Here is a 26,299-nt window from a genome sequence, read left to right on the forward strand (position 1 = left end):
CACCGTGTCGACAACCACCACACCGGTCCGCCCGAGTGCCGAACAGGACGCGGGAGTGCTGTCCCGACTCTTCGTCCAATGGCCCTCGATCCTGGTGAAGGCGTCCCTGCGCCGACCACTGAAGCTGTCGGACAGCCTGACGCCGCCCCGGTACGACCACCTGGAGCGGGTGACCCCGGTCTTCGAGCGTGCCTGGGCCGCCCGGCGGGACCAACCGGACGGGCTGCGGCGGGCCCTCTACCAGACCTACCGCCGGCGGTTCTGGTGGGCGGGCCTGATCTTCCTGGCCTACCAGACCTGCGCGACCGTCGGGCCGCTGCTGGTGCGGGAGCTGATCGCCTGGTTCGAGGGCGACGGCCGGGGCCCGGTGGTGGAGGGTCTGCTGATCGCCGCCGGCCTGGCCGGCTTCTACGTCCTGGACGCGTTGAGCCACAAGCACCAGTGGTCCGAGGTGTGGAAGACCGCGCACTCGATCACCGCGCTGCTGCGGACCGAGATCCTGCGCAAGTACCTGCGGATGGACCGCGGCGCCCGACTGGCCCACCCCTCCGGGGAGGTCATCACCCTCGCCTCGTCCGACGCCCGGAGGGTCGGGCGGGTCGCGTTCACGCACATGGCGTGGGCGGTGCCGCTGGGCATCGCCGGCTCCTGCGTGGTCCTGTGGGTGCTGCTGGGCTGGGCGGCGCTGGTGGGCATCGTCATCCTCATCGCCGGCCTGTGGCTGTCGCACGTGGCCAACGAGAGGGTCTTCGCGCTGGTGCCGGCGATCCGGGACGCGAACGGCGTCCGGATCGGGCTGGTCGGCGAGTACCTGGGGGCCATGCGGACGCTGCGCACCCACGGCTGGGAGGACGTCGCCGAGCGGGCTGTCGGCCGGGAACGCGCGACGCTCAACGCGTTGCTGGTCCGCCGGCAGAAGCGGCTCGCCACGCTCTACCTGGTGAACGCCGCCGCGCCGGTGCTGATGGTGATGGCCACTCTGGTCACGTACGCGGCGCTGGGCAACGAACTGAAGGCGGCCGACGTGTTCGCGGCGATCGCCGTGCTCACCGTCCTCCGGTCCCAACTGCCTGAGCTGGTGCGCTACCTGGACATGCGCAACGAGTGGCGGGTGGCGTTCGGGAAGGTGACGACCTTCCTGCGGGCCCCGGACACCGCCGAGGCGTCGACCGATGACGACGCGCCGGCCGGGGCGGTCGACCTCGACGGGGCGTCGTTCACCTGGCCCGGGGCCGACGCGGACGCCCGGCCGGTCCTGACCGGCGTCGACCTGCGGGTCGCGCCCGGTGAGTTGATCTGCGTGCTGGGCCGGGTCGGCAGCGGCAAGTCCGCGCTGCTCGCGGCGCTGGCCGGGGCGCTGCCGACGGTCGCGGGTACCGCCCAGGTCGGCGGCAGCGCCGTCTACCTGCCGCAGCGCCCCTGGATCATGCAGGGCAGCGTCGTCGACAACATCCGCTGCTTCTCGCCCGACGATCCGGACCGGTACGCGGCGGTCGTCCGCGCCACCGCCCTGGAGGCGGACCTGGCGGCGATGCCGGCCCGCGACGGCACGGCCATCGGCGAGCGGGGCGTGAACCTCTCCGGCGGGCAACGGCAGCGCATCGCGTTGGCCCGCGCCGCCTACGAGGACGCCGACGTCTACCTCTTCGACGACCCGACCAGCGCCGTCGACGACGCGGTCGCCGGCACCATCCTGGAGGCGCTGTTCGACGGGGTGCTCGCCGGGCGTACCCGGATCGTTGCCACCCACCGCCTCGACGTGGCCCGACGGGCCGACCGGGTGGTGGTCCTCGACGGCGGCCGGGTGGTCGCGGCGGGCCGGTTCGCCGACGTCGCCGCGCAGATGCCGGACCTGCTGCCGGCCATGGCCGCCGAGGCCGCGACGCCGTCCGACCCGGACGGCGCCGCGCTGGACGAGGTGGCCGAGGAAATGGCCGCCGAGGACGAGGAGGAGACGGTCCGCGCCGGCAAGGTCGGTTCCGCCACCTACCGCCGTTACCTGCAGGTGCTGACCCCCGGCCTCCTCGCTGTCGTCCTGCTCGGCCTGGCAGTCGGCGGGCAGGCCGTCCTGGGCGGCTCGTCGTTCTGGCTCGGCCACTGGACCGAGCACGCCGGACAGGACACGCTGTACTACGCGGGCGTGTTCGCCGCCATCGGTCTGCTGGCGCTCGTGCTGGATCGCGGGCTGTTCAGCTTCGCCTTCGCCCGGGGTGTGTCCGCCGGCCAGAACCTGCACGGGTCGATGCTGAACCGGGTCTTCCGGGCCCCGCTGTCGTTCTTCGACCGCAACTCCTCCGGACGCGTCCTGGCGCGGTTCTCCGGTGACATGGAGACCATCGACCTGGAGTTGCCGGAGACCACGATGGACACCCTCCGGGTCGCCGTCGGCCTGGTCGTGCCGTTGGCGGCGCTGGCCTTCACCAGTCCGCTGATGCTGGTGGCGGCCCCGCTGCTGCTGGTGGTCTACCTCCGCTGGCAGCGGCTCACCCGGGCCAGCACGGTCGAGGCGTCCCGGCTGTCGAAGCAGGCGAACGAGCCGATGCTCGCGCTGCTCAACGAGGCCGTCGACGGGGTCACCTCGATCGAGGGCCGGAACAGCCGGGTGCGCGGCTACCAGGCCGCGTTCGGTGAGCGGGTCCGCGTCGCGCACCACGCCGACTACACGGTCAACGCGCTGTCGCGGCACTTCAACCTGAAGCTCGACATGCTCGGCGCGGTCGTCCTGCTGACGTACGGGGTGCTGATCGTCGCCGTGGGCGGGATCGGCGCCGGGCTCGCCGGTGTCGGGATCAGTTTCGTGTACGCGCTGATGGAGGCGCTGGCGATGAGCCTGATGACGGTGCAGATGATGGACCTGTCGCTGGCGAGCTTCGAACGTGTCGACGACTACACCCGGCTGCCGGTCGAGCCGACCGACGGGCGACCGGCCCCGGCCGGCTGGCCCACCGCCGGCGAGGTCCACTTCGAGAACGTCACCCTGCGCTATTCCGAGGGTGGCCCGGCCGCGCTGAACGGCGTGTCGTTCGACGCCCCGGCGGGCAGCAAGATCGGCATCGTCGGCCGGACCGGCAGCGGCAAGTCCAGCCTGTTCACCGCGCTGCTGCGGTTCGTGCCAGCTGAGCAGGGGCGCATCCTCATCGACGGGGTGGACACCGCCACTCTGCGGCTGGCCGACCTGCGGGCCGCCGTCGAGGTGGTACCGCAGGATCCGGTGCTGCTGCCCGGCACCCTGCGGGACAACATCGACCCGACCGGTGCGTACCCCGACGCGGAGGTCACCGCCGTCCTCACCAAGGTGGGTCTCGCCGACCGGCTGCTCGGCGTGGACGGTGGCGGTCTCGACGCGGTCCTGTCCGCCGGCGGCGGACAGCTCAGCGCCGGTGAACGACAGCTGCTCTGCCTGGCCCGGGCGTTGCTGCGGGACGCGAAGCTGGTCCTCATCGACGAGGCCACGTCGAGCCTCGACGCCGAGACCGACGCCCGCATCCAGCGGCTGCTGGCGGTGGACCTCGCCGACGCGACGGTGCTCACCATCGCCCACCGCCGGGAGACCCTGGCCGGTGCCGACCGGGTGGTGACGCTCGACGGTGGGCTGGTGGCCCGGGTCACCGACAGCGATCCGGCCGGGGTGCTGACCGGGGCGACGAACCCGGTCGGGCAGCGCGCCGGCCAGTCGAGTCTCGGGGAGCCGGTGCAGTGACCGGGTCGCGCGCGGTGGCCGCGGAGGCGGACGCGCTCGCCCACTGGCGGGCCGGGCTGGCCGGCGTACCCACCCTGGACCTGGTCACCGACCGGGTCCGCCCGGCCCGTCGACGCCAGCACACCGACCGGGTGACGCTCACCGTCGGCCCGGACACCACCCGACGGCTGCATGCGGTGAGCGCGGCGGTGGGCGTCGCGCCCTCCGTGCCGTTGCTCGCCGTGGGGCAGGTGGTGCTGGGCCGGCACGCCGGCACCCGGGACCTGGCCACCGCGACGCCGCTGGACGACGCCCTGGTGCCGTTGCGCGGCAGGTGGGACGACGACCCGTCGGCCGCCGACCTGTTCGCGCGGGTCGACGCCGGGTTGCGGGCGGCCTCGCCGTACACCGGCGTCCCGCTGCACCGGGTGGCCGAGGCGCTCGGCCTACCCCGCGACCCGAGCCGTGCCGCGCTCTGCCCGGTCGTACTGGGGGTGGGAGCGGCCCCCGCCACCACCGGGGCGGTGCCGCCCGACCTGAGCGTGCTCTGGGACGAGCCGGGGCCCGACCTGGCGTCCGGCGTCCTCGCCTACGACCCGGACCTGTTCGACAACGCGACGATGCGCCGGTTCGCCGACCACTACCTGACGTTGCTCGACAACGCCCTGACCGACCCCGATTCGCCGATCTCCACCCTCGTGCACACGTCGGCGCAGGAGCGCGAGCTGATCGCCCGGTGGGGCACCGGCGGCGGTACGGCAGGTCCGCCGAGCGTTCCGGCGGCGTTCCTCAGCCAGGCCGAGGCGACACCGGACGCCGTCGCTCTGGAGTACGACGGCACCACCCTCACGTACGCCGAGGTGCGCGCCCAGGCGGATGCTCTGGCGACCGTCCTGACCGGACACGGGGTCACCCCGGGCAGTGTCGTCGGCCTGGCGATGGGCTCGTCCGCGCAGCTCGTCGTGGCGATGCTCGCGGTGCTCGCCACCGGGGCGGCGTACCTGCCCCTGGACCCGTCCTACCCCGAGGCGCGGCGGGAGTTCATGCTGCGTGACAGCGGGGCGCGGCTGCTGCTCGCCGACGGTCCGGTGGCCGTCGTCGACGACCTGCCGGTGCTGCGGCTCGACCGGCTGGTGCTGCCCGCGGGGCGGTCCGTGCCGACGTGGCCGCCGACGTACCCGACCCAGCGGGCCTGCGTCCTCTACACCTCCGGGTCGACAGGGCGGCCGAAGGGGGTCGAGACCACCCACGGCGGGATCGTCCGGCTGGTTCACCGCGCCGAATACTTCCCCGTCGGGCCCGCCGACGCGGTCGCCCAGGCGGCCAACGTGTCGTTCGACGCGGCGAGCTTCGAGGTGTGGGGTGCGCTGCTCAACGGCGCGCGCTTGGTGGGCGTCCCCAAGGACGACGTGCTCACGCCGTCCCGGCTGGGTCGACGACTCGCCGAGCACGGCGTCACGGTGCTGATGCTCACCACCGCCCTGTTCCACAGGTGCGTGGACGCCGACCCGGCGATGTTCGCCCCGCTGCGCGCCCTCTACTTCGGCGGCGAGCCGGCCGACGCCCGCCGGGTCGCCACGCTGGCCGCCGCCCTGCCGGGCCTGCGCCTCGTCAACGGGTACGGCCCGACCGAGTGCACCACGTTCTCCAGCACCTGGGACGTGACCGACCTGCCCGGCGACGCGGCGCGGACCCCGATCGGCCGACCGATCGGTGGGGAGCTGCTCTACGTCCTCGACGACCACGGCCGTCTGACCGGCATCGGCGCTCCGGGGGAGCTGTTCATCGGCGGTGCCGGTCTCGCACACGGGTACGTCGGCCGGCCCGACCTGACCGCCGAGCGGTTCGTGCCGAGCCCGTTCGAGCCCGGCGCCCGCGTCTACCGCACTGGTGACGTGGTGCGGTGGCGCGAGGACGGTCAACTGGAGTGCCTGGGCCGGGCCGACCAGCAGGTCAAGATCCGTGGTGTCCGGATCGAGCCGGACGAGATCGCCAGCACCCTCACCACCTGCCCGGGCGTCCGGGCGGCCGCCGTCACGGTGCACGGCGACGGCGACGAACGTCGGCTCGTCGCCTACGTCGTCCCGGACGACGCCCCGGTCCCGGCGGGTGAGCTGCGCGCCCACCTCGCCGCCCGGCTGCCCGAGGCGATGGTGCCGACCTGGTACGTGCCGCTGGCCGCGTTGCCGGTCACCCCGAACGGCAAGGTGGACCGCCGAGCGTTGCCCGCGCCCGACGCGCACCACGGCGTCCGGGCCGCCGACGGCGTGCCGCCCAGCGGCCCGATCGAGGAACTGGTCGCGCGGACGTGGCAGGACCTGCTCGGCGTGCCGGTGGTGTCCGCCGCCGACGACTTCTTCGCCCTCGGCGGCCACTCGCTGCTCGCGGCGCAGATGGTGGCGCGGATCGCCGCCACCGCCGGCGTGCGGCTGGGCGTCCGCGCCGCCTTCGAGGCGCCCACCGTCGCCGCGCTCGCGGCGCGCGTCGCCGACGCCGACCCGGACGACGCCCGCCCTCCGGTGCCGGCCGCCGGCCCCGGGCCGCACCCCCTGTCGTACGCCCAGCAGCGGCTGTGGTTCCTCGACCGGCTCGACGCCGGTCAGGCGGTCTACTCGGTGCCGCTCGTGCTCACAGTGGACGGCCCGCTCGACGTCGACGCCCTCGACGCCGGCCTGCGGGGGCTGGTGACGCGGCACGCGGCGCTGCGGACCCGGCTGGTGACGATCGAGGGCGAGCCCTGGCAGGTCGTGGACGACGAGCCAGCGGCCGCCCTCACAGTGGACGACCTGCGCGACCGGGCCGACCGTGACGAGCAGGCCGACGCCCTCCTGCGCCACGCCGCCGCCCGACCCTTCGACCTCGCCACCGGGCCGCTGGCCCGTTGGCACCTGGTCCGGCTGACCGACGAGCACGCGATGCTCCTGATGACGCTGCACCACGCGGTCTGTGACGGCTGGTCGATCGGCGTGCTGATCCGTGACCTCGGCGCGTTCTACGCCGCCCGGACCATCGGCACGCCCGCACCGGCCCCGCTCACCGTCGAGTACGTCGACTACACCCTGTGGCAGCGCGCGCTGCTGGCCGGCGACGCGCGGACGACCCAGCTCGCGTACTGGGTGGACCAGCTCGCGGGTGCGCCCGCGGCACTGGACCTCCCGACCGACCGTCCCCGCCCGGCCACCGCCCGACACCGGGGAGAGACGTTCGACGTACGGCTGCCCGCCGCCCTCGTCGAACGCCTCGACGCGGTGGGACGGCGGCACGGCGTCACCCGGTTCATGGTGCTGCTCGCCGCGTTCCAGCTGGTGCTGGGCCGGTACGCGGACGTCCGCGACGTCAGTGTCGGCAGCCCGGTGTCCGGGCGCACCCGCTCCGAGTTCGACGACCTTGTGGGTTTCTTCGTCAACACCGTCGTGCTGCGGACCCGTTGGCAGGACACCGAGACCTTCGTCGACGTGCTGGCCCGGGCGCGGGACGCGGTGCTCGGCGCGTACGAGCACCAGGACGTCCCGTTCGAGCAGGTCGTCGAGGCGGTCCGGCCACCACGCGACCCCAGTCGTACCCCGCTGTTCCAGGTCATGCTGTCGGCACAGAACCTGCCCGAGCGGACCGACGCGGTACCCGGTCTGTCGGTCGGGGTGACCGAGCCACCCGGCCGGGTGGCGAAGTTCGACCTCACGGTGGCCTGGGACGAGGTGCCCAGCGCCACGGGCGAGCTGCGCGGCACCGTGGAGTACGACGTCGACCTGTTCGACAGGGACACCGCCGAGCGGCTGGCGCACAGTTACCGCACCCTGCTGGAGTCGGCGCTGAGCGCCCCGGACGCTCCGGTGTCCACTCTGGATCTCCTGCCCGGCCCCGAGCCGGTCCCGTCGGTCGGCGGGTCTACCGACGCGCCGACCGCGTCGACTCTGCACGGCCTGGTCGCCGCCGCCGCGGCGCGCTGGCAGCAGCGCCCGGCGCTGGTGCAGGGCGACCGGCAGGTCAGCCACGCGGAGCTGGACAGCCGTGCCGCCGCTGTGCACGCCCACCTGACCGCCCGGGGTGTACGCCCCGGTGACACCGTCGCCGTCCTGCTGGAGCGCAGCCCCGACTGGCCGGCGGCGCTGCTCGGCGTCCTGCGCGCCGGGGCCGCGTACGTGCCACTGGACCCGGCGATCCCGCCGAGGCGGTTGGCGCACGTCCTCGCCGACTCGTCGGCGGTGCTGCTGCTCGGCTCCCGCGAGACCCGCCCGCCCGCCGTCGACCTGCCGTTCGTCGCGATCGAGGACGCGGTGCTCGCCGCCCCGGCCGCCGCTGGCCCGCCGGTGCACCCGTCGGCGACGGCGTACGTGCTCTACACCTCGGGCACCACCGGGCAACCCAAGGGCGTCCGCGTCAGCCACCGCAACCTGGTGCACACCCTGGAGGCGGTGGCCGGGCACTACGCGCTCACCCACACTGACCGGGTGCTCCAGTTCGCCGCGCTCGGCTTCGACGTGGCCGCCGAGGAGCTGTTCGGAACGCTGATCCGGGGCGGGACCGTGGTGTTGCCGCCGGCCGGGCCGGTGCCCGGTCTCGACGAGTTGACCGCGCTGGCCCGCCGGGAGCGACTCACAGTGCTCAACCTGCCGGCGTCGTACTGGCACGAGTGGGTGGCGGTGCTGGACCGTCACCCGCCCGCCTCCTGTCCGGACCTGCGGCTCGTCGTGGTCGGCAGCGAGCGGGTCGACGCGGGACGGCTCACCCAGTGGCGCGCCGCCGCGCCGGAGGTGCGCTGGCTCAACGCGTACGGCCCGACCGAGGCCACCATCACCGCCACAGTGCACGAGCCGGGCGGCGACCGGGAGCCGGTCACCGGCAGCGTCCCGGTGGGACTGCCGCTGCCGGGCGTGCGGGCGTACGTCCTCGATCGTGGACTGCGGCCGGTGCCGCGCGGGGTCCCGGGGGACCTGTGGCTCGGCGGACCGGGGGTGGCGCAGGGCTACGTCGGGGACCCGGCCCGCACCGCCGTCAGCTTCCTGCCCGACCCGTGGGGCCCGCCCGGCGACCGCATGTACGGCACCCGGGACCGGGTCCGCCTCGGTGTCGCTGGGGTGCTCGAGTTCCTCGGCCGGGAGGACGACCAGGTCAAGGTGCGCGGCTTCCGGATCGAGCTGGGCGAGATCGAGGCGGCGCTCGGCGCCCACCCCGCGGTCGGGGAGGCGGCGGCGGTGCTGCGCGAGGACGTGCCGGGCCGACCCACGCTGGTCGGTTACGTGACGCCCGGCGACGTGGACGTGGCGCTGCTGCGCGCGCACCTGGCCGACCGGCTGCCCGGGTACATGGTGCCGGCCACGATCGTCACGCTGGACCGCCTGCCACGCAGCGAGCGCGGCAAGGTCGACCGCGCCGCCCTCGCGCCGCCCGCCGCCCCGACCCCTGCCGGGGTGGGTGTGCCCGGCAGCGAGTTGGAGCGCGCGGTGGCGGCGATCTGGCGCGACGTGCTGGTGGTCGACGAGGTGGGCGTCGACGACAACTTCTTCGACATCGGTGGGCACTCGCTGCTCGTGATGCGGGTGCAGACGCACCTGTCCGAGCGGCTGGGACGCACGGTGCCGGTGGTGGAGCTGTTCCGCCACCCCACAGTGCGGGCACTCGCCCGGCACCTGGCGTCCGGGGACCGGACGCCGGCGATGTCCGCCGCGCACCACCGCGCCGAGACACGCGCCGCCATCCAACGGGCGCGCACACAGCGACGTCGGCCGGGCCGGCATCACGACAGGGGGGACGCATGATGACCGAGGAACGTACGCTGCCCGACACCGCCATCGCCGTCGTCGGAATGGCGCTCCGGGTTCCCGGGGCCGCCACCCTCGACGCCTTCTGGAGCAACCTGCGCGACGGGGTCGAATCGCTCACCACCCTCGACGACGCCGACCTGATCGCCGACGGCGTCGCACCCGAGGAGTTCAACCACCCCAACTACGTCCGCGCCCTCGGCGTCCTCGACGACCCGGCCGGCTTCGACGCCCGCTTCTTCGGGTTCTCGGCCCGTGAGGCGCAGCTGCTCGACCCGCAGCACCGGATCTTCCTGGAGTGCGCCTGGGAGGCGTTGGAGCACGCCGGTCACCCGTTCGACTCCACGACACCGGTGACAGGTGTCTACGCCGGGGTGGGGGAGAGCTCGTACCTGCTGCACAATCTGCTGCCCAACGCGGACCTGGTGGCCCGGGTCGGGGCGTTTCAGACCTCCATCGGCAACGACAAGGACTTCCTGCCGACCCGGGTGTCCTACAAGGTCAACCTGCGGGGCCCCAGCATCAGCGTGCAGACCGGCTGCTCCACCTCCCTGGTCGCCGTGCACATGGCCGCGCAGGCGCTGCTGGCCGGCGAGTGCGACGTCGCGCTGGCCGGCGGCGCGACGGTCATCGCCCGCCGCCGTGGCTACCGGCACACCCAGGGCGGCATCCTCTCCGCCGACGGCCACTGCCGGGCGTTCGACGCCGAGGCGACCGGCGCGGTGGCCGGCAGCGGCGCCGGCATCGTCGTGCTCAAGCGGCTCGCCGACGCGATGACGGACGGCGACCTGGTACACGCCGTGATCCGAGGCTCGGCAGTGAACAACGACGGCGACCGCAAGGTCGGCTTCACCGCCCCGAGCGTGGACGGGCAGGCCGACGTCATCGCCGAGGCGCTCGCCGTCGCCGGGGTCGACCCCGGCACGATCGGTTACGTCGAGGCGCACGGCACCGGCACCCCGCTCGGTGACCCGATCGAGGTGGCCGCGTTGACGAGCGCCTTCGGTGACCTGCCGCCGGGCCGCATCGGGCTCGGCTCGGTCAAGACGAACGTCGGGCACCTCGACACCGCCGCCGGGGTCGTCGGTCTGATCAAGACGGTGCTGGCGCTGCGGGCCGGCGAGATCCCACCGTCGCTGCACTTCCGCACCGCCAACCCCGAGCTGGGTCTGGACGCGAGTCCCTTCCACGTCGTCGCGGCCCGCACCCCGTGGCCCGGCGGGGTGCGCCGTGCCGGGGTCAGCTCGTTCGGCATCGGTGGCACCAACGCGCATGTCGTCGTGGAGGAGGCCCCGACCCGCGTGGCGGGCCACGAGAGCCGCCGGCGGCACGTGCTGCCCCTGTCCGCCGCCACACCCACCGCCCTCGACACGGCTGCCGAGCGGCTCGCCGCGCATCTGAGCGCCCACCCGGACACGCCGCTGGCCGAAGTGGCGTACACCCTGCAACGCGGCCGGCGGACCCTGCCGTACCGCCGGGCGGTCGTCGGCGGCAGCCTCGCCGAGGTGGTCGAGGTGTTGCGGCGACCGGCGACCGGGCCGGCCGAGACCGCCACCGACCGCGCGGTGCTGTTCACCTTCCCCGGGCAGGGCGCGCAGCGCACCGGCATGGCGCACGCCCTCTACGTCGCTGAGCCGGTGTTCCGCTCCGAGGTGGACCGGGCCGCGGACCTGCTGACGCCGTTGCTCGACACGGACATCCGGGACCTGCTGTTCCCCGCCGACGACCAGCGGGAGACCGCCGCGGAACAGCTCCAGCAGACCCGGTACGCGCAGCCTGCGCTGTTCGTCGTCGAGTACGCGCTGGCGAAGCTCTGGGCGCACTGGGGCGTACGACCGGCGGGGCTGCTCGGGCACAGTGTGGGTGAGCTGGTGGCCGCCTGCCTGGCCGGGGTGTTCGCACTGCCCGACGCGGTGCGCCTGGTCGCGGCACGCGGTCGGCTCATGCAGGCGGCGGAGCCGGGCGTGATGCTCGCGGTGCCGCTGGCCGAGGCGGAGCTGCTGCCGCTGCTCGACGATGTGCTGGACCTCGCCGCCGTCAACGGCCCCCGGCAGTGCACCGTCTCCGGGCCGCCCGAGGCCGTGGCGGCTCTCGAGGCCCGGCTGCGCGAGCGGGGGGTGGCCTCGACCCGTCTGGCCACCTCGCACGCGTTCCACTCGCGGGCGATGGCCGCCGCCGGGTCGGCGTTCGAGGCGGAGGTGGCCCAGGTGCCGCGCTCGGCGCCGGAGATCCCCTTCGTATCGAACGTGACAGGTACCTGGATCACCGCCGAGTCGGCCACCAACCCCGCGTACTGGGCCCGGCAACTGCGGTCGACCGTCCGCTTCGGCGACGGCCTGGCGGCGCTGCGCGACGCCGACGCCGACGCCGTGGTGCTGGAGGTCGGCCCCGGGCGGGTGTTGACCCGCCTCGCCGGTGGGTCGGCCGCCCGCGCGGTGGCGTCGCTGCCGTCGGCCGGCCGGGACGCCGACGCCGAGACGGAGCTTCTCGCCGCCGCCGGTGCGCTGTGGCGGATGGGCGTCGCGATCGGGTGGGAGGCGCTGCACGGTGACGTGCCGCCCCGGCGGACGGTTCTGCCGGCCTACCCGTTCGAGCGGGAACGCTGCTGGGTCGATCCTCCCCGGGACGCGGTGACGAGCCGGGCGGGTGCCGACGGGCTCGTCGTGCGCGGCTACCGTCGGGCCGGCGGTGCCGGCCCGGCGACCACCGGGAGCGGTGCCTGGCTGGCAGTCGACGCCGGTCTGCCGGACGGCGTCGTCGACGAGCTACGCGCGGCGGGGGCCCGGGTGGTCGCCGCTGACCTCGATCCGGCCACCGGCGCGCTCCGCACGTCGCTGCCGCCGCAGGAGCGGGTCGACGGTGTGCTGCTGGCGGCTCTACAGGGCGACCCGGCACCCACGCTCGCGGCCCTGGGTGACGCGCTCAGCAGGCGCGGCGACGCGTACGCCCGGGTGGTCGTCGTCACCGACGGCGCGCTCGACGTGACCGGCACCGAGACGCTGGTGCCGCCGCGCGGCGTGCTCGCCGGTTGGGCGACCGGCGGCGCGTCCGGCACCCGGACACTGCTCGACGTGCTCCCGGCCACGACGCCGGTGGCCGCCCGCCGCCTCGCCGCCTCGGTGGTCCGGGAGGCCAGGTGCGCGCACCCCGAGCCGGTGGTGGCCCTGCGTGGGGGGCACCGCTTCCTGCCGCACGTCACCGCGGCTCCGGCTGCCGCCCCCGAGCGGCACACCGGCGCCCGATACCAGCTCGCCGGCGACACTGTGGTCGGTGCCGCGTTCCGGCGGGCCCTCACCACCGCCGGTGCGAGCGTCGACGACCAGCTGGGTGCCGGTCAGCCCGGTCCGGTGACAGTGCTGGTGCCGGTGGACGCCCGCACGTCCGCCGACGATGCCCTGGCCACGCTGGCGGCGGTGGGCGTCGGCGCGCGGGAGCCGGTCACCACCGTCGAGGTGCACCTGCTCGGCGGTACGCCGGACAACCCGCTCGCCGGCCACCTCGTCGCGCAGGCGGCGGCGCTCGGCCGGGAGTCCGACGCGGAGTGGGTGACCTACGGGTGGCCGGTGGCGGACCTGTCGGCCGTCGAACGGACAGCCGCCCGGGTGGTGGGCGCGGCGACCTCCACCGGGTACGTGGTGGTCACCGTGCTCGACGAGACCGAAGGCGGCGCGGTGGAGGACCCCGCCGAGGTCCACGCGGTCGAGGACCCCACCGAGCGCGAGGTGGCGGCGATCTTCGCCGACCTGCTCGGCGAACGGGACGTCGCGCCCACCGTCGGCTTCTTCGAGCTGGGTGGACACTCCCTGCTCGCCGCTCAGCTCGTCGCCCAGGTGGGCCGGGTGTGCGGGGCGGACGTCCCGCTGCGCGCCTTCGTCGCCGACCCGACGGTCCGTGGCCTCGCCGCCGCGGTACGCGCGGCCCGCGCCGAGGTCGGTGTCAGCGGCCCCGAGTCGTTGCCGGCCGTCGTGCCGGACCCGGCGTCGGCGCACCTGCCGTTCCCGCTGACCGATGTGCAGCAGGCGTACTGGATCGGCCGCACCGGCGTGTTCGAGCTGGGCAACGTCGGCATGCACGGCTACGAGGAGTTCGACGTCCCCGAGCTGGACGTGTCGCGGTTGCAGCGGGCGCTGCGCCGGCTGATCCGGCGGCACGGGTCGCTGCGTACCGTCGTGCTGCCGCACGGCGAGCAGCAGGTCCTCGACGAGGTACCGGACTACGTCGTCGTCACCGAGGACATGCGGGGTCGCCCGACCGCCGAGGTGGACGCGAGCTTCGAGCGGACCCGCGCCGCCATGTCGCACCAGGTGTTCGTGCCGGACCGGTGGCCGCTGTTCGAACTGCGCGCCACACTGCTCGACAAAGGTCGGGGGCGGGTGCACTACAGCATCGACGGCCTGATCACCGACGCCTGGGCGTCGAGCATCGTGATGCGGGAGTTGACACTGCTCTACCACGAGCCGGACGCGACCCTGCCCGAGCTGGAGTTGAGCTTCCGCGACTACGTGCTCGCCGCGCGGGCCGCGGAGTCGACCGAGCGGTACCAGCGCGCCGCCGCGTACTGGCAGGAGCGGGTGCCGACACTGGCCCTCGCCCCGGAGTTGCCGCTGGCGGCCGACCCGCACACCATCGCCGCGCCCCGCTTCGCCCGGCTCACCGGGCAGGTGCCGGCGGACGAGTGGGACACCGTCAAGGCCGCCGCGTCCCGGCGCGGCCTCACTCCGACCGCGCTGCTGCTGGCCGCGTACGGCGAGGTGGTCGCCACCTGGTCGAAGAACCAGCGGTTCAGTCTCAACCTGCCGATGGCGCACCGGTTGCCGCTGCACCCGCAGGTCGACGCGATCCTGGGTGACTTCACCTCGGTGACGCTGTTGGAGATCGACGCGGGCGGTGCGGCGTCGTTCGAGACCCGCGCCCGGACGATCCGGGACCAACTCCTCGCCGACCTCGACCACGGACTGTTCAGCGGTGTGCGGGTCGCGCGGGAGTTGAAGCGGGTACGCGGAGACGCCGCCGCCGTCATGCCCGTCGTGTTCACCAGCCTGTTCCAGGGCATCGGCGGGCACCCGCAGATCGGCGAGGTGGTCTACTCCATCTCGCAGACACCGCAGATCTGGATCGACACCCAGGTGTACGAGATGGACGGTGCCCTGGTGCTGGACATCGACGCCGTCGAGGGTCTCTTCCCCGAGGGCATGGTCGCTGCCATGCACGCGGCGACGCTGTCGGTGCTGCACTGGCTCGCCGCCGACGAGGCGCACTGGGCCGACCCGGTGCCGTCGCTGGTGCCTAACGCGGAGCTGGCCGCCCAGGCGGCGTACAACCGCACCGAGGCGCCGTTGCCGGTGGGCCTGCTGCACGAGCCGTTCTTCGCCACCGCCGCCCGGGTGCCCGAGCGCCCGGCCGTGATCACGCCCACCCGGACGCTCACCTACGGGGAGCTGGCGGACCGCGCCCGAACGATCGCCGCCCACCTCGTCGGTCTGCGGGTACGCCCCGACGACCTCGTCGCGGTGGTGATGGACAAGGGCTGGGAGCAGTGCGCCGCCGTCCTCGGTGTGCTCGCCGCCGGGGCCGCGTACCTGCCGATCGACCCGGACCTGCCGGACGAGCGGGTGCGTTTCCTGCTGACGCACGGCCGGGTGCGTGTGGTGCTGACCCAGGGGCGCCTGGCCGGCCCCGGGGCGCACCGGTTCGGCGACGTCGAGGTGTTGCGGGTGGACGAGCTGCGGGTCCTCCCGGCGGGTGTGTTGCCGGCGATCGACACCACGCCCCACAACCTCGCGTACGTCATCTTCACCTCCGGGTCCACCGGCCTGCCCAAGGGCGTGATGATCGAACACGAGGGTGCGTTGAACACCGTCGTCGACATCAACGAGCGCTTCCGGGTGGGCGAGGACGACCGGGTCCTGGCGCTGTCGTCGCTGAGCTTCGACCTGTCCGTGTACGACGTCTTCGGTCCGCTCGCCGTCGGCGGCGCGGTGGTGCTCCCGGAGGCGGCGGCACACCGCGATCCGGCCGCCTGGCTCGACCTGCTCACCAAGGCCAACGTGACGATCTGGAACTCGGTGCCGGCCCTCATGGAGCTGTTCGTCGAGCACCTCACGGTCCGAGAGGCCACCGGCGGCCTGCGCCTGGTCATGCTCAGCGGTGACTGGATCCCGGTCGCCCTGCCGGACCGGATCCGGCGGACGCTCGACGGGCCCGAGGTGGTCAGCCTCGGTGGCGCGACGGAGGCGTCGATCTGGTCCATCCTCCACCCGATCGGGGCGGTCCCGGCGGAGTGGACGAGCATCCCGTACGGGCGGCCCATGGTGAACCAGACCTTCCACGTCCTCGACGACGCGTTGCGCCCCCGACCCACCGGGGTTCCCGGGCACCTGCACATCGGTGGTGTCGGCCTGGCCCGCGGCTACCTGCACGACGAGGCGCGGACGGCGGCGAGCTTCGTCGTGGACCCGGCCACCGGAAGCCGTCTGTACCGCACCGGTGACCTCGGCCGGTTCCTGCCGAGCGGTGAGATCGAGTTCCTGGGCCGGGAGGACTTCCAGGTCAAGGTGCAGGGTTACCGCATCGAGCTGGGCGAGATCGAGACCGCCCTCGCCCAGCACCCCGAGGTGCGCGGCGCGGTGGTGGTGGCGCAGGGCGAGCCGCGTGGCGCGAAGCGTCTCGTCGCCTTCGTCGTCCCCCGGGTCGCCGGTGCCGTGCCGACGGACGTGCGCGAGTTCCTCGCGGGCAAGCTGCCGGGGTACATGGTGCCGGCGGCGTTCCACGAGATCGACGAGCTGCCGCTCACCGCCAACGGAAAGGTCGACAGGCGACCACTGGTGGAGTTGGCCGACACGGTCGAGGCGGACGACGTGCCGTACGTGGCACCCCGCTCCACCCTGGAGGAGACCATCGCCGAGGTCTGGGCCGGAATCCTGCGGGTCGACCGGATCGGCGTGCACGACAACTTCTTCGCCCTCGGCGGTGACTCGTTGCTGGCGATGCGGGCCGTGGTGCACCTGCGCAAGGCGTTCGACGTGCAGGTGCCGATCCGGGTGCTGTTCGACAGTCCCACCCTGGAGGCCGCCGCGTTCGCCATCGAGGACCACCTGCTCACTGAGCTGGAGGAGATGTCCGACGAGGAGGCCAGTGCCCTGCTTGCCGACGAGCCGACGTACTAGGAGAGCCGTTCCGTGAACCGCCTCACCACCCACGCGCCCGCCCGCGCCCAGGGCTGGCTGGCCGCCGGGCCGCGCCGCCGCGTCACCCCCGCCGTCCGACTGATCTGCCTGCCGTACGCCGGTGGTGGGTCCTCGGCGTACCACGGGTGGCAGGAGCTGCTCGGCGACGATGTCGAGGTCTGCCCGGTCGAGCTGCCCGGACGGCAGTCCCGCTGGCGTGAGCCGGCGTACACCGGGGTGCGGCAGCTGGTGGAGGCCCTCGCCCCGGCGCTGGCCCCCGAGCTGGGGGTGCCCTACGCCCTGTTCGGGCACAGTATGGGGGCGTTGGTCTCCTTCGAGCTGGCCCGCGAACTGCGTCGCCGCGCGGTGCCGCCGCCCCGGGTCCTCTTCGCCGCCGGTGCCCTCGCGCCGGGGCTGCGGCGTACCTCGCCGAACATTCACGACCAACCGGACGCGGTGGTCGTCGAACGGCTGCGTGAGCTGGGCGGTCTGGACGAGGAGATCCTGGCCGAACCCGAACTGCTCGACCTGCTCCTACCCGCCATCCGCGCCGACTTCGCGGTCTGCGAGACCTACGAGTACCGGCCGGAGCCGCCGCTGAGCTGCCCGATCGTCGCCTTCGCAGGTGACCGGGACCGGGAGGTGCCGCCGGATCGGGTCGCGCCGTGGCGGGAGCACACGTCGGCCGGGTCCACCCTGCACGTGCTGCCGGGCGGACACTTCTTTCCAATGACGGCCCGGGACGCCCTGCTGGGAACCGTCCGGGCCACCCTCGTGGCGGGGAGTTAGACGGAGGGCGGGCCGGTCACCCGGCCCGCCCCGACCCGGCATGGTCCGGCAGGCGAGTCGCGCGGCGGACGGGGTGGGGTGACTCCCCACACACCGGGAACGTCACACACCGCCGGGGTGTTGCCGACCGAGAGAATCACCCTCGGATCATCGCGCCACCCGGCCACCCCCGCCACGACCCCTGCCTCGTCACATCCACGCTGCCCACCGCCGGGCACCCCACACTGGGACGCCGCGTCCGCGCGGCTCCGGTGACGCCCGCGCCGCCGCTCGTGACGACGCACCAGCTTCCGCAGAGAGATCGAGATGATGAAGCAGTTGGTGGACAAGACCGGACACGAATCAGCCGTCGCGCAAGAGGTGCTGCCCGGCGACCTGATGACCAACCGTCAGCGGGCGCAGCTCGTCCTGGTGCTGGGCGCCCTGATCGCGATCGGGCCGCTGACCATCGACATGTACCTGCCCGCGCTACCCGCCATCACGGCGGGCCTGCAGACCACCGAGACCGCTGTGCAATTGACGCTGACCGGCACGCTTGTCGGTCTCGCGTTGGGCCAGTTGCTGATCGGGCCGCTCTCCGATGTGGTCGGGCGACGGGTGCCGCTGCTGGCCGGTCTGGCCGTGCACATCGTGGCATCCGTGCTGTGCGTCTTCGCACCCAACATCGAGGTCCTCGGCGGGCTGCGCGTACTCCAGGGGCTCGGCGTCGCCGCCGCCACCGTGGTCGCGACGGCAGTGGTCCGCGACCTGTTCAGCGGTGCCTCGTTCGCCCGGATCTTCTCCCGGCTGATGCTCGTCATGGGCCTGGCGCCCATCCTCGCGCCGACGCTCGGCAGCGGCCTGCTGAGCTGGACCGACTGGCGGGGCGTCTTCGCGGCGCTGGCGGTGCTGGGCGCGCTGCTGATCGTCGTGGCCGCGTTCCGGCTCCCGGAGACCCTTCCGGTGGCGCGTCGGCGGCACGGCGGGGTGAGCGCCACCCTCCGCGACTATCGGGGGCTGCTCAACGACCGGGCGTTCGTCGGCCTGGTGCTGGTCGCCGGGCTGGCGATGGCCGCCCTGTTCGCGTACGTCTCGGGTTCGTCGTTCGTGCTCCAGCAGGAGTACGGCCTCGACGAGCAGCAGTTCGGCATCGCCTTCGGGGCCGGCGCGGTGGGCCTGATCGGGGCCACCCAGTTCAACGTGCGGCTGTTGCGCCGCTACACCCCGCAGCAGATCCTGGTGAGCGCCCTGATCGCCGGAACGGCAGCCGGACTGCTGCTGGTCATGTTCGCGGCGACCGGCATCGGTGGCCTGGGCACCCTGCTCGCGTCACTGTGGCTGGTCCTGGCCGCCGCCGGTCTCGCCCTGCCCAACGCGCCGGCACTGGCCATGAGCCGGCACAGCGAGGCCGCCGGCACCGCCGCAGCGCTGCTCGGCGCGGTGCAGTTCGGCATCGGTGCGTTGTCGGCGCCACTGGCCGGTCTGTTCGGCACCGGGAGCGTACCGATGGCGATAGTCATCGCGGGCGGTATGGCCGCCGCGCTGATCGTCATGCTCCTCGTCGTGCCCCGCGCCGGCCTCGGCACAGTCGACAGGGACCTGGCGATCGCGCTGCACTAGCCCGCAAGAGACGGAGGGCGGGCCGGTCACCCGGCCCGCCCCGGCGATCAGCGGATCTCGGTGGTGTCCTCGGGTCGCGGTTGGCCGCGCGGTGGGGCGGACCAGGGTGATTCGCCACCCACCCGGCGGGGCAGCGGATCGGTCGATGTCGAGTCGGCCGGGTAACCCAGAGTGAGGGGCGCGGTGTCGCGCTCCGTGGGCGCGGGAGGCGTCCAGTCGGTCAACGTGAAGTTGTCGTCGCGGGGGCCTCCGTCCGACCCCGGGGTGGGTGCCGCGGTCGGTTCGGTCGCCGGGCTCGGCCACTGCCGCCACCGCTGTTGACTGAAGGTCGCCATCAGCAGCAGTAGGCCGAGCAGGAAGAGCGTGCCGTTCTCCACGGGCAGTCGCAGCGGCAGAGGATCGCCGAACACCTTCCACTCGTGCGGGATCGCGTCCCGCACCGAGAAGGGCGCCACGAACATCCCGATGTACGGGGTGACCAGCAGCGCACCGGCCACCAACGGGCCCAGCGGCGAGAAGCGCAGCGTGCCGAGCAGGCCCAGCAGGACACCGCCGACACCGAGGTACACGGCCGGCTCGATCAGGTTGGCGGTGTTGAACGTGCCGATCTCCACCCAGCGGTCGACCGTCCGGCTCGACCCGTCCTGCCCCAGTGTGACCAGCACCCAGGTGATGGGCGCCACCACCAGCCCGGCGAGGAAGCTCCAGAGATGTCGCATCCGCGCACCGTACCGTTTTCGACATGACTGAGCACCTCTCCGCCCCTCCAACCGGCAAGCCGACGTCGTACTCGCGCGTCACTCTCAGCAAGATCATGACCGCGGTGGACGTCAACCTGTACGGCACCGTGCACGGCGGGGTCCTGATGAAGTTCGTCGACGACGTGGCCGGGGCGGCTGCCGCCCGACACAGCGGAGGGACCGCGGTGACCGCGGCGATCGACGAGATCGTCTTCTCCGAGGCGGTCCGGGTCGGCGACCTGGTGCACGCGCACGCCCAGGTGAACTGGACCGGCCAGACCTCGATGGAGGTGGGCGTGCGGGTGGTCGCCGAACGGTGGGACTCGGCCGAGGACGCGCCGGTCCGGGTCGCCACCGCGTACCTGGTGTTCGTCGGCGTGGACGTGGGTGGGGCGCCGCGGGCGGTCCGCCCGGTGCTGCCCGAGACGGCGGAGGACGAGCGCCGGTACAAGGAGGCGGAGATCCGCCGAGCGCACCGGCTGGCCCGCCGCCGCGCCATCCAGGCCCACCGCGCCGGCTGACCCACATGAGGTGGCGGGTTGCAGTGTGGGACGGGCACGCGTCGGTCGGCCTACCCGGTGCGCAGAATGGCGCTTCGAGGTAGGGCAAGATGGCGCCACGGCCCAGTCACAGTGTCGTGTCGGGCCAGGGGGAGGGTGGAGCAGTGGGTGACATGCTGTGGACGCCGCCGGCGGACGTACGCGAGCGGTCCCGGATCGGTGCCTACCTGCGCTGGCTGCGGGAGCACCGCGGGTTGGACTTCGCCGACTACGACGCGCTGTGGCGCTGGTCCACCACCGACCTGGACGGGTTCTGGCGCTCGATCTGGGACCACTTCGAGGTGATCGCGCACACACCGCCGAGCGCCACCCTCGCCGAGCGGGGGATGCCCGGTGCCCGTTGGTTCCCCGACGCCACGCTCAACTACGCGGAGAACGTGCTGCGGATGCCGGGGCGGGCCGACGACGACCCGGTGGTGATCGCGCACGGGCAGACCCGCCCGCCGGTCACGCTCACCGCTGGGGAGTTGCGCGAGCAGGTCCGCCGGGTGTCGGCCGGGCTGCGCCGTCTCGGCGTCACCGCCGGTGACCGGGTGGCGGCGTACGCGCCGAACATCGCCGAGACGTACGTCCTGCTGCTGGCCACCGCCAGCCTGGGCGCGATCTTCTCGTCCTGCGCGCCCGAGTTCGGCACCCGCAGCGTCACCGACCGTTGGCAGCAGATCGAACCGACGGTGCTGGTTGCCGTGGACGGCTACCGGTACGGCGACAAGCCGGTGGACCGGCGTGCCGAGGTCGCCGCGATCCGGGCCGCCCTGCCGTCGCTGCGCCACACCGTCAGCATCGGCTACCTCGACCCGACGGGCCCCGCACCCGAGGGCGCGCTGGGCTGGGCCGAGCTGGCCGCACCCACCGACGAGCCGTTGACGTTCACGCCGGTGCCGTTCGACCACCCGCTCTACGTGCTGTACTCCTCGGGCACCACCGGCCTGCCGAAGCCGATCGTGCACGGCCACGGCGGCATCCTGCTGGAGCACCTGAAGATGCTCGCCCTGCACCACGATCTGGGCCCGGCCGACCGGTTCTTCTGGTTCACCACCACCGGCTGGATGATGTGGAACTTCCTGGTCTCCGGCCCGGCGGTGGGGGCGACCATCGTGCTCTTCGACGGCAACCCGGGGGTGCGGGCGGAACCCGGCCGGCCGGCCGAGCCTGACCTGGGCGCGCTGTGGCGGCTGGCGGCGGAGACCGGGACGACGTACTTCGGCACCTCCGCGCCGTACCTGCTGGCCTGCCGTAAGGCCGGGTTGGTCCCCCGGGAGGTCGCCGACCTGTCGGCGCTGCGCGGCGTGGGTTCCACCGGTGCGCCGCTGCCCGCCGAGGGCTTCCGCTGGGTGTACGAGACCGTCAGCGACGACGTCCAACTCCAGTCGCTCTCCGGTGGCACCGACGTGTGCACCGGGTTCGTCGGCGGGGTGCCACTGCTGCCGGTGTACGCCGGTGAGATCGCCTGCCGGGCGTTGGGCGCCAAGGTGGAGGCCCGTTCCGCCGACGGCACACCGGTCATCGGCGAACTCGGCGAGCTGGTGATCACCGAACCGATGCCGAGCATGCCGGTGGGCTTCTGGAACGATCCGGACGGCACCCGTTACGCGGAGGCGTACTTCGACGTCTACCCGGGCGTCTGGCGACACGGTGACTGGATCACCATCAACGAGCGGGGTGGCTGCGTGATTACCGGCCGCTCCGACGCCACCCTCAACCGTGGTGGGGTGCGTCTCGGCACCGCCGAGTTCTACTCGGTAGTGGAAGGGCTCGACGAGGTCCTCGACTCGGTCGTCGTGCACCTGGAGGACGACGAGGGCGGTGCCGGTGAGCTGCTGCTCTTCGTGGTGCTGGCCGAGGGTCTGGAGCTGGACGACCCGATGCGCGCGAAGATCTGCCGTGAACTGCGCACGGCGCTCTCACCCCGGCACGTGCCCGACGAGATCCACCAGGTGCGTTCGGTGCCCCGCACCCTCTCGGCGAAGAAGCTGGAGGTGCCGGTCAAGAAGATCCTCACCGGCACCCCGGTCGACCAGGCCGCCGCGAAGGGTGCCCTCGCCAACCCCGAGTCCCTGACCGCCTTCGCGGCCCTCGCTCAGTCCCGCACGACGTCCTGACCCCTTCCCCCCGCGATCTTGCACTTTCTGTCCCGACTTAAGGGGCACACCACCCATTCCGGCAACCGAAACCGCAAGATCGGCGGGGCGAGGCGGGGCGGGGCAAGATCGGCGGGGCTGGGCGGGGCGGGCGGGTTACGGGAGGGGGTGGGTGACTTTTTCCGTGGTTACGCGGGCGGCCAGGCGGGCTGGGTCCGGGTTGGCACAGAGGACGACTGTGGCGGCCCGGGTCAGCGGGGCCAGCAGCCAGTCGACCGGGTCGGGGTGCCGGGCGGCGTCGATGAGGACCCGGGCGCCGGGGAGGATGCCCAACTCGGTGGCGCGGGCCTCGGCGCGGCTCAGCAGGTGCGCGTCGGTGGGGCCAGGGCCGGACTGCGGCGTGAAGTGGTCACCGTGTCCGCGTACCTCGACGACGTAGTCGGCGAATCCGGGCGGCACCTGTCGAAGTGGGGCGGCGAGCGGGGCCAACCCGAGGGCGTAGCGCTCGTCGGCGGACCAGGACTGCGCCTCGTCGAACCTGTCGGCGGCGGCGAAGAGCACCCCCACCTCGCCCGGCGTGTCGACGACGCTCAGCTTGGCCGACCAGCAGGCCAGCAACACCGCCGCGGTCTGCCAGTGTGGCGGCAGCACCACGCCGGCCGGGGTGCCCGGCGCGAGGCCGACCTCGTCGACGAGGAGGTTGGCGGTCTTCGCCACCCAGTTCGCCAACGTGACGCCGGAGAGTTCGGTGCGGTCGCCGGTGGCGTCGTCGTACCAGGTGAGCAGCGGTCGGGTCGGGTCGGACGCGATCGCGTCGGCGAACACCCGGGCAATGTTGTCGGCCATCGGCGCGAACGATACGCCAGTGCGGGCCGTACTCGATGACGATGACAAGTCGGCGTACCGTCGGGTCGCAGTCAGCGTCGGCCCCGCGCCCCGGCGTAGGCTTTACCCCCGGAGTGTTGTTCCCCACAGTCTCGCCAGTACAAGGAGTCGCCCCGTGACCGCCGGTCGCCCGCCCCGCGTGCTCATCGACGCCACGAGTGTCCCCACCGACCGTGGTGGTGTCGGTCGATACGTCGACGGTCTGCTCGGCGCCCTCGGCAAGGTGTGCGGGTCGGGGGTGGAGCTGGCGGTGGTCAGTCTCCGCACCGATCTTGAGCGGTACACCCGCATGCTGCCCGGCGCGGAGATCATCCCGGCCCCGGCCGCCGTGGCGCACCGCCCGGCCCGGCTCGCCTGGGAGCAGACCGGCCTGCCGCTGCTCGCCCAGCAGGTCGGCGCAGAGGTGCTGCACTCGCCCTTCTACACCTGCCCGCTGCGGGCCGGATGTCCGGTCACGGTCACCGTGCACGATGCGACGTTCTTCACCGAGCCGGAGCATTACGACAAGTCGCGCCGCACGTTCTTCCGCAGCGCCATCAAGACCTCGTTGCGCCGCGCCAACCGGGTGATCGTGCCCAGCAAGGCCACCCGCGACGAGCTGATCCGGTTGCTCGACGCCGACCCGACGCGGATCGACGTGGCCTACCACGGCGTCGACCAGGCTGCCTTCCACGCTCCCACCGAGGAGGAGAAGGCTCGGGTGCGAGCGCGTCTGGGGCTGGGCAACAGCAGCTACGTCGCCTTCCTCGGTGCCAAGGAGCCGCGGAAGAACGTGCCCAACCTGATCCGTGGGTGGGCGCGGGCGGTGGCTGACCGGGTCGACCCGCCGGCCCTGGTGATCGCCGGTGGGCAGGGGCACGACGAGGACATCGACCGGGCGGTGGCCGAGGTGCCGTCGCACCTGCGTCTGCTGCGCCCCGGCTACCTTCGCTACGGCGACCTGCCAGGTTTCCTCGGCGGTGCCCTGGTCGCCGCGTACCCGTCCTACGGCGAGGGGTTCGGGCTGCCGATCCTGGAGGCGATGGCGTGCGCCGCCCCGGTGCTGACCACGCCCCGGCTCTCGCTGCCCGAGGTGGGCGGCGACGCGGTCGCGTACACCTCGGAGGACCCGGAGCAGATCAGCATCGACCTGGCCGCCCTGCTCGACGACGAGCAGCGACGGTTGTCGCTGGCGAAGGCGGGGTTCGACAGGGCCAAGGAGTTCACCTGGGAGTCCAGCGCCGAGGTGCACATCTCCGCGTGGAGTCGCGCCCGCTCCTGACCCTCCGCACCACTGCGGGTGACCCGTGCCACTTTGGGCAGGTACGTCGGGCATGATGTGCGGATGCTTTATGCGGTCATTCCGGCAGGTGGCAGTGGCACGAGGTTGTGGCCGCTGTCCCGCGCCGGCCATCCCAAGTTCCTCCACCCGCTGACCGGCACCAGCGCCTCGTTGCTCCAGGCGACGGTCGAACGGCTCGCGCCGCTGACCACACCGGATCGGATCCTCGTGGTCACCGGCGCCGCGCACGTCACGGCGGTGGCACGGCAGTTGGCCGTGCTGCCGGAGGAGAACATCCTGGTCGAGCCCTCCCCCCGGGATTCGTGCGCGGCGATCGCGTTGGCCGCCGCGGTCATCGCGGCACGTGACCCGAATGCGGTGATGGGCAGCTTCGCGGCCGACCACCTGATCCGCGACCCGGACAGCTGGGTCTGCACCGTCCAGGAGGCGATCCACGGGGCCCAGCAGGGCATGCTGATGACCGTCGGGATCACTCCGACCCGTGCGGAGACCGGCTACGGCTACCTGGAGACCGGCGATCCGACCGAGGGTGTGCCGTGGCGGCCGGTGACCGAGTTCAAGGAGAAGCCGGCCGCCGAGGTGGCCGAGGCGTACGTCCGTTCGGGCCGGCACCTGTGGAACGCGAGCATGTTCGTGTGGCGGGTGGACGTCTTCCTCGCCGAGCTGGCCCGCCAGCAGCCGGCGCTGCACGCCGGCGTCGCCGCGATCGCCGCCGCCTGGGGCACCCCGGAGCAGGACGACGTCCTGGGCGCGATCTGGCCGACCCTGCCGAAGATCTCCGTCGACTACGCGGTGATGGAGGGTGCGGCAACGGCGGGTCGGGTCGCGACGGTGCCGGGCGACTTCGGTTGGAACGACGTCGGTGACTTCCACACCCTCGGCGACGTGCTGTCGGCCGACGACGCGGGCAACGTGGTGCTCGGCTCGGAGGCCAAGCCGGGCGTGCTGCTGCGGGACAGCAGCAACCTCGTGGTCGTCCCGCAGTCGGGTCGGTTGGTGGCCGTGCTCGGTCTGCGCGACCTGATCGTGGTGGACACCCCGGACGCGGTGCTGGTCTGCCCGCGCGACCGGGCGCAGGACGTCAAGGGCCTCGTCGACGAGCTCAAGGGGCGAGGCGAAGAGGGCTACGTCTGACAGCGGCGAGGGCCGGTGCGACCAGTTGTGCGGTCCCGCCGGCCAGCGGCTCGGGCAGCTGGTCCGGTGGGAACCAGCCCAGCTCCTCGGCCTCGTCGCTGACCTGCTCCACGGCCGACGGCGGGGCGATCACCGCGAACCGGACGTCGTAGTGCGCCGAGCCGCCCTGACACTGCACCTGGTGCACGTCCACGTCGATCGGCACCGGGTCGATGCGCAGGCCGGCGATCCCGGACTCCTCGGTGGCCTCGCGGAGCGCCGCGCCGACCAGGGTCTGGTCGGTCGGCTCGCAGTGCCCGCCGAGCTGCACCCAACGCCCGAACTTGACGTGCAGGCAGAGCAGCACCCGGGAGCCGGTGGCGTCCAGCACCAACGCGCTGGCGGTGACGTGCCCCGGGCGGTGCTGCCGGCTCATCGCGATCGGGCCGGCGGCGAGCAGCGCCAGCGTCCGGTCCCGCGCGCTGGCCGCGTCCGGGCTGGTGGGCTGCCAGCCCTCTAGCAACGCGCTGGCGTCGGCGTGCAGCGCCTGGTACGTCTCAGGGTCGGTCGGCTGGGCGGTCGGGCCGGTCATCACGGTGTCGGGCACCCCGCCACTGTACGAGCGTGTGCTCCGTACGCTGGCCCG

At 73.3% G+C, this 26,299-nt stretch carries 12 protein-coding genes; 9 read left to right on the forward strand and 3 right to left on the reverse strand.

The genetic code is table 11. The annotated features are described in order from the left end of the window. Positions 1-4 precede the first annotated feature (4 nt). From AB0B68_RS09925 to AB0B68_RS09945, 5 genes are all read left to right on the forward strand, one after another. Positions 5-3,700, forward strand: a complete 3,696-nt coding sequence (locus AB0B68_RS09925) for an ATP-binding cassette domain-containing protein (protein ID WP_357196806.1) — start codon at positions 5-7, stop codon at positions 3,698-3,700. Then, a complete protein-coding gene (locus tag AB0B68_RS09930) occupies positions 3,697-9,435 on the forward strand; it encodes an amino acid adenylation domain-containing protein (protein WP_357259047.1) in 5,739 nt (1,912 codons plus the stop codon). Before AB0B68_RS09925 ends, AB0B68_RS09930 begins: the two co-directional genes overlap by 4 nt. Then, entirely contained in the window at positions 9,435-16,604 is a 7,170-nt protein-coding gene (locus tag AB0B68_RS09935) for an amino acid adenylation domain-containing protein (protein ID WP_357259051.1), read from the forward strand. The genes AB0B68_RS09930 and AB0B68_RS09935 overlap by 1 nt, the downstream gene beginning before the upstream one ends. 12 nt (positions 16,605-16,616) lie before the next feature. Continuing rightward, complete coding sequence (locus AB0B68_RS09940; protein WP_357203602.1) at positions 16,617-17,393, forward strand: alpha/beta fold hydrolase; 777 nt, start codon at positions 16,617-16,619, stop codon at positions 17,391-17,393. 306 nt (positions 17,394-17,699) lie between these two features. Then, positions 17,700-18,992 carry a multidrug effflux MFS transporter gene (locus AB0B68_RS09945; protein WP_357259054.1) on the forward strand — a complete coding sequence of 431 codons (1,293 nt, stop codon included), beginning with the start codon at positions 17,700-17,702 and terminating at the stop codon, positions 18,990-18,992. Positions 18,993-19,039: 47 nt separating this feature from the next. Here the strand turns inward: AB0B68_RS09945 and AB0B68_RS09950 are convergent, their stop codons facing one another. Next, complete coding sequence (locus tag AB0B68_RS09950; RefSeq protein ID WP_357203608.1) at positions 19,040-19,711, reverse strand: hypothetical protein; 672 nt, start codon at positions 19,709-19,711, stop codon at positions 19,040-19,042. A 23-nt stretch (positions 19,712-19,734) separates the two neighbouring features. Here AB0B68_RS09950 and AB0B68_RS09955 point away from each other — a divergent pair, with 23 nt between their 5' ends. Both AB0B68_RS09955 and AB0B68_RS09960 read left to right on the forward strand, forming a co-directional pair. Then, the gene (locus tag AB0B68_RS09955) at positions 19,735-20,253 is read left to right on the forward strand and encodes a hotdog domain-containing protein (protein WP_203125586.1); all 519 of its coding nucleotides are present in this window, start codon (positions 19,735-19,737) and stop codon (positions 20,251-20,253) included. 143 nt (positions 20,254-20,396) lie between these two features. Next, the gene (locus AB0B68_RS09960) at positions 20,397-22,394 is read left to right on the forward strand and encodes an acetoacetate--CoA ligase (RefSeq protein WP_357259057.1); all 1,998 of its coding nucleotides are present in this window, start codon (positions 20,397-20,399) and stop codon (positions 22,392-22,394) included. Positions 22,395-22,529: 135 nt separating this feature from the next. Here AB0B68_RS09960 and AB0B68_RS09965 read toward each other — a convergent pair whose 3' ends face one another. Further along, a complete protein-coding gene (locus AB0B68_RS09965; RefSeq protein ID WP_357259060.1) occupies positions 22,530-23,219 on the reverse strand; it encodes a TIGR03089 family protein in 690 nt (229 codons plus the stop codon). 154 nt (positions 23,220-23,373) lie between these two features. Here AB0B68_RS09965 and AB0B68_RS09970 point away from each other — a divergent pair, with 154 nt between their 5' ends. Next, positions 23,374-24,519 (forward strand): glycosyltransferase family 1 protein, encoded by a 1,146-nt coding sequence (locus tag AB0B68_RS09970; protein WP_355005605.1) that lies wholly within the window; start codon positions 23,374-23,376, stop codon positions 24,517-24,519. Positions 24,520-24,582: 63 nt separating this feature from the next. Beyond that, on the forward strand, positions 24,583-25,674 hold the full coding sequence (locus AB0B68_RS09975) for a sugar phosphate nucleotidyltransferase (protein ID WP_357259063.1): 1,092 nt from the start codon (positions 24,583-24,585) through the stop codon (positions 25,672-25,674). Here AB0B68_RS09975 and AB0B68_RS09980 read toward each other — a convergent pair. Beyond that, positions 25,643-26,245, reverse strand: a complete 603-nt coding sequence (locus AB0B68_RS09980; RefSeq protein WP_357203640.1) for an NUDIX hydrolase — start codon at positions 26,243-26,245, stop codon at positions 25,643-25,645. The genes AB0B68_RS09975 and AB0B68_RS09980 overlap by 32 nt on opposite strands. Positions 26,246-26,299 lie beyond the last annotated feature (54 nt).

Origin of the sequence: Micromonospora sp. NPDC049049 (assembly GCF_040649115.1) — a bacterium.
Taxonomy (GTDB): domain Bacteria; phylum Actinomycetota; class Actinomycetes; order Mycobacteriales; family Micromonosporaceae; genus Micromonospora.